This window comes from Pedobacter sp. HMWF019, assembly GCF_003061025.1.
Lineage (GTDB): Bacteria > Bacteroidota > Bacteroidia > Sphingobacteriales > Sphingobacteriaceae > Pedobacter.
In genome coordinates this window covers 1-5,357 of the sequence record NZ_QAIL01000423.1, presented here as the reverse complement: position 1 = coordinate 5,357, position 5,357 = coordinate 1, and the positions used below count along the sequence as shown (strand labels likewise).

Genomic DNA, 5,357 nt, shown 5'->3' with positions numbered 1-5,357 from the left:
CTTTTAATATGGACAAGTTTAGACTGCCATTGTGATTCTGTAGTTGTTTTAAAGGCAGATGTACTTAGAAGTACGGTGAAAACCGCGGTATAAATGTTCAGGGATCTCATATATTTGCTTGTCTGGTTTAGTCTTTAAGTTTAGCTTAAAAATAAGATCTGATATTCAATTATACAGGCAAATGATTCAATTATTTTGGCGGCTATTTTGGAGGTCGACTGACAATACAACTGAATAATAAGGCAATTATGTAGAATAATGCCTGGGTTAATTTGGCTTTATTGCGGTACTCATTGCATTATTTAATTTGTAAAACATGAATTTAGCATTTGTAAAACATTCTTTGATCGCTGCATCAATTTTGACCTCTTCAGCAGGATTGGCACAAAATAAAACGGATTTGAAGAACTGGCCTAAAGGTTTTGATCCGAAGGAAGTGGGGCAACGGATAGCGGATCATTTTATAGCCACGCCACATACCAATTTTGGAAGGCCAGGGCCGCCAAAAGTCATTACCTATCCTGAAACCTGTACTTGGTACGGAGCACTTAAATTTGCGGGGGTAACCCATAATAAAGCATTGCTCGATCAGCTGGAGAAGAGGTTTGAACCTTTGTTTGGGAACGAAGCCAAAATGATTCCGGTGCCTGACCATGTCGATTATGCTGTATTTGGTTCAGTACCCCTACAGTTATACATACAGACCAAACAACAGAAATACCTCGATTTGGGTAAGGGAATTGCAGATAAGCAATGGGGAGCTCCGGAGGGCCCAAGGGTAGTTGCTGAATCTCATGAGTTTTACAAAAAGGGCCTGGCCTGGCAGACCAGAATGTGGATTGATGATATGTTTATGATCACTGCGCTTCAGAACCAGGCTTTTCAGGCAACAGGAGAGCAGAAATACCTGGATAGGGCAGCGAAAGAGATGGTGGTTTACCTGGATTCCTTGCAGAAGCCGAATGGTTTATTCTATCATGCGCCAACTGCACCGTTTTATTGGGGTAGAGGAAATGGCTGGATGGCTGCTGGAATGGCGGAGTTGTTGAGTTCCCTTCCTGCTAAACAGGCAGACAGAGCAAGGATTATGAAGGGCTATAAAGAGATGATGGCTTCATTATTGAAGTACCAGGCGCCCAGCGGTATGTGGAGACAGTTGGTTGATGATGCAGAATCATGGGAAGAAAGCTCGTCTACGGGGATGTTTACCTATGCCATGATTACTGGTGTGAAAAAAGGCTGGCTGGATGCAAAGACTTATGCGCCGGCAGCAAGAAAAGCATGGATAGCACTGGTGGGCTGTATAGATACAATGGGGGATGTCCGGGATGTTTGCGAGGGGACCAATAAAAACACCAGCCGCCAGTTTTACCTTGACAGGAAAAGACTAACAGGCGATTTGCACGGGCAGGCTCCTGTATTATGGTCTGCCACAGCCTTATTGCAATAGTACTTTTATACTAGTTTCTGGTTTACGAAATCGATTCATTTTGTTTAATCGCCATTTTTCTACGGTAAAAATGTCAATTTGCTTGAATGATTGGGTAAGATTTTACATAACCAGGGTTCAATTTTTAACTTCCTTTGATTTCAAATTATAACCTTATAACCACATGTCTAAGAACAAGTACCTGTTCCCATTTATTATGATTACCTCCCTGTTCTTTATGTGGGGCTTTGTACATAATTTAGATCCAATTCTAATCCCGCATTTAAAAAGGTCTTTTAGTCTAAGTACTTTAGAAGCATCATTGGTAGACTCTGCTGTATTTATCGCTTACTTTGTTATGGCGCTTCCGGCGGGATTCATTATGAAAAAGTATGGTTATAAAACAGGGATCATTCTAGGTCTGGCGCTGTTTGCTATAGGATCATTTTTATTCATACCGGCTGCAAATACGCAGGCTTATGTGTTCTTTTTGGGAGCACTATTTATTATTGCCTGTGGACTTACCATTCTGGAAACAGCCGCTAATCCATATGCATCATTGCTTGGCCCGCCCGAAACGGCAACATTTCGTTTAAATTTTGCGCAGTCATTTAATGGGCTTGCAGCAATGACTGCTCCGATAATTGGTGCTAAAATTATTTTAATAAAAGGAATTTCAGATGCCGAATTAAGTAAAATGACAGCTTCAGCAAGGGAATTTGCTTTGGCATCAGAAGCGTCGTCAGTAAAAACACCTTATTTAGTATTAGGGGGTATTATTCTTGTCATTGCCATCATCTTTGTCTTCCTGAAATTACCTGAAATTGTTGAAACGCAAGAGCCTGGCGACAAAGCAGCCGACCATACATTAATGGATGCGCTTAAACACAAACACCTGAGGTGGGCTATTCTTACTCAGTTTTTTTATGTAGGTGCTCAGGTTTGTGTGTTTAGCTTTTTTATTCTATATGCGACCAAAGCTGCAGAAATTGATCAGCAAAAGGCAGCCGGCTATGCAGGTATTGGTATGGGATTAGCCTTTCTAACCGGGCGTGTACTTGGTACTTTCCTGATGAAATTTATAAAAGCAGAACGTTTATTGGCTATTTATGCAGTAGCCAGCATGCTACTGTGTGTGGTGGCAATGGTATCTCACGGTACTGTAGCACTATTTGCTGTTATTGGTATTGCATTCTTCATGTCCATCATGTTCCCAACTATCTTCTCTTTGGGGATCAAAGATCTTGGAAAGGACACAAAATTTGGAAGCAGTCTGATCATCATGTCCATCGTAGGTGGGGCATTATTGCCACCGGCAATGGGTTATATTACTGATTTAGCCGATATTCAGGTTGGCTATATCGTGCCATTAATATGCTTCGCTGTGGTATTCCTGTTCGGGGTAACCGGACATAAGGTTGTTAAAAGAGCATAAGATAAAAACCGTAGAAAAATATATAAAATGAAAAGATATTGTTTAGCGCTTGATCTGGTAAATGATCCTGATCTGATCAAAGAATACGAAGTGATGCATCAGCAGGTATGGCCGGAAATTCAGGACAGTATTACCTCTGCCGGTATTGATGCCATGGAAATTTACAGATATGGCAATAGGCTGTTTATGATGATGGAAGTAAATGGTAAATTTAGCTTTGAAAAGAAAGGAGCAATGGATGCCTCGAACGAAAAGGTGCAGGAATGGGAAAAATTAATGTGGAAATATCAGCAGGCTATACCGGGTTCTAAACCGGGTGAGAAATGGGTGATGATGGATAAAATATTTGAATTAAAAGCATAATGTCAATAATAAATAATAAAAGTTTCTTGCAAATACATCCAGACGATAATGTGCTGGTAGCCTTGCAGGATTTACCAAAAGGACAAAAAATTGAATGGAATAACTTAACATTCAATTTACAGGATGATGTACATGCAAAGCATAAGTTCTTTATAACGGAAAGAGCAATTGGTGAGGATGTGTTAATGTATGGGGTTTTGGTGGGAAAAGCCACTACTTTTATTCCTCAGGGAGGATTGATGACTACTGAAAATGTTCATCATGCTTCTCAGGAATATGCCTACAGAGATGTAAATTATCAATGGCAGGCACCGGATGTATCAAAGTTTCAAAACAGAACATTCAATGGATATCACCGTCAGGATGGTAAAGTGGGAACAGCAAATTACTGGTTGTTTATTCCAACTGTTTTTTGTGAAAACAGAAATCTTGATGTCATAAAAGAGTCTTTGTACAATACCTTGGGGTATAATGTAACCGATAAGTACAAACAATTTACAGATCAGCTGCTTACCGCATATCAGGGTGGCGAATCAATAGAATCTTTTGATGTAGCTAACCTCGCTTCTGCTCAGATAACCAAAAACAGAGTATTCAAAAATGTTGATGGTATAAAATTCCTTAATCACCAGGGTGGTTGCGGGGGTACGCGTCAGGATTCTGATTTATTAAGCAATTTATTAGCTGCATATGCGGATCATCCAAATGTGGCCGGTATCACTGTGCTCAGCCTTGGTTGTCAACACTTGCAAACTCAAAGTTTGTTAAATGACATTAAGGAACGCAATCCTAACTTTAATAAAAAAGTTCTGATTTTTGAACAGCAGCAAAGCCAAAGCGAAGAGCAATTGGTCAAAGATGCAATTCTTAAAACCTTTGCCGGTTTAACGGAGATCAATAAAATAGAACGAAGTCCTGCTCCACTAAGTCAACTTTGTGTTGGTGTTAAGTGTGGTGGCAGCGATGGTTTTAGTGGTATCTCTGCTAACCCATCAGTTGGTTATACTTCTGACTTATTAGTTGCACTTGGCGCTAAGGTTCTTTTGGCAGAGTTTCCTGAATTATGTGGAGCTGAGCAAAACATAATTGATAGATGTATAGATAAACCTACCGCAGATAAGTTTATCAAACTCATGCAGGAATATGATGCGCAAGCGCATGCTGTGGGTTCAGGATTTCACATGAATCCATCACCGGGAAATATAAAAGATGGCTTAATTACGGACGCGATCAAAAGTACAGGAGCAGCTAAAAAGGCAGGTACTTCACCTGTTGTAGATGTGTTGGATTATACAGAAGCTGCAACTAAACCAGGTTTAAGTTTAGTATGCACTCCTGGAAATGATGTCGAAGCAACAACCGGAAAAGCCGCTAGTGGTGCCACATTAATATTGTTTACTACAGGTTTAGGTACGCCAACAGGAAACCCTGTTTGCCCTGTTATTAAAATAGCTACAAATACAGCGCTTACCAATAGAATGGGGGATATTATTGATATCGATACCGGAGCAATTATTCGTGGTGAAAAAACCATAGAACAGATGGGCGAGGAGATTTTAGAATATTGTATCAAAGCAGCCAGTGGCGAAATTACTCCTAAAGCAGTATTGTTAAATCAGGATGATTTCATCCCATGGAAAAGAGGAGTTTCATTATAAATTATATAGATCATGTTTAGTTTAAAAGGAAAATCGGCGGTCATTACCGGCGGCGGAAGCGGAATAGGAAAAGCGATTTCTCTATGTTTTGCCAAACAGGGGGCAGTTGTACATATTATAGAATTGAATGCTGATGGTGCATCAGAGACGGTGCAGGAAATTAAGGCTGCAGGTGGTTCTGCAGTGGCTTATGGTTGTGATGTAAGCCGCCAGGACCAGGTACTGGAAACTTTTAATCAAATTGGCAGCGTAGATATTTTGGTGAATAATGCTGGGATTGCCCATATTGGTAAGGCAGATACCACGAGTGAAGAGGATTTTGTTAAGGTGTTTAATGTAAATGTTAAGGGTGCCTATAACTGTTTATATGCAGCAATTCCTTTGTTAAAAAAGGCAGGCGGTGGCGTAATTCTGAATATGGCTTCTATTGCTGCTGTAGTTGGAATTACTGATCGTTTTGCTTATTCTATGA

Annotated in this window: 5 protein-coding genes; all 5 read left to right on the top strand. The window is 40.2% G+C overall.

Going from position 1 to position 5,357, the window contains the following annotated elements; genetic code table 11:
- The first annotated feature begins 316 nt into the window (after nucleotides 1-316).
- Nucleotides 317-1,450, top strand: coding sequence for a glycoside hydrolase family 105 protein (locus tag DBR11_RS22560; RefSeq protein ID WP_108554866.1), 1,134 nt, complete (start codon nucleotides 317-319; stop codon nucleotides 1,448-1,450).
- Nucleotides 1,451-1,613: 163 nt separating this feature from the next.
- Nucleotides 1,614-2,864, top strand: a complete 1,251-nt coding sequence (gene fucP, locus DBR11_RS22555; protein WP_108554865.1) for an L-fucose:H+ symporter permease — start codon at nucleotides 1,614-1,616, stop codon at nucleotides 2,862-2,864.
- A gap of 27 nt (nucleotides 2,865-2,891) precedes the next feature.
- Nucleotides 2,892-3,227 carry an L-rhamnose mutarotase gene (locus DBR11_RS22550; RefSeq protein ID WP_108554864.1) on the top strand — a complete coding sequence of 112 codons (336 nt, stop codon included), beginning with the start codon at nucleotides 2,892-2,894 and terminating at the stop codon, nucleotides 3,225-3,227.
- On the top strand, nucleotides 3,227-4,885 hold the full coding sequence (locus tag DBR11_RS22545; protein WP_108554863.1) for a UxaA family hydrolase: 1,659 nt from the start codon (nucleotides 3,227-3,229) through the stop codon (nucleotides 4,883-4,885). The genes DBR11_RS22550 and DBR11_RS22545 overlap by 1 nt, the downstream gene beginning before the upstream one ends.
- Nucleotides 4,886-4,897: 12 nt before the next feature.
- On the top strand, nucleotides 4,898-5,357 hold a 460-nt coding region (locus DBR11_RS22540; protein ID WP_146186630.1), incomplete at its 3' end, for an SDR family NAD(P)-dependent oxidoreductase.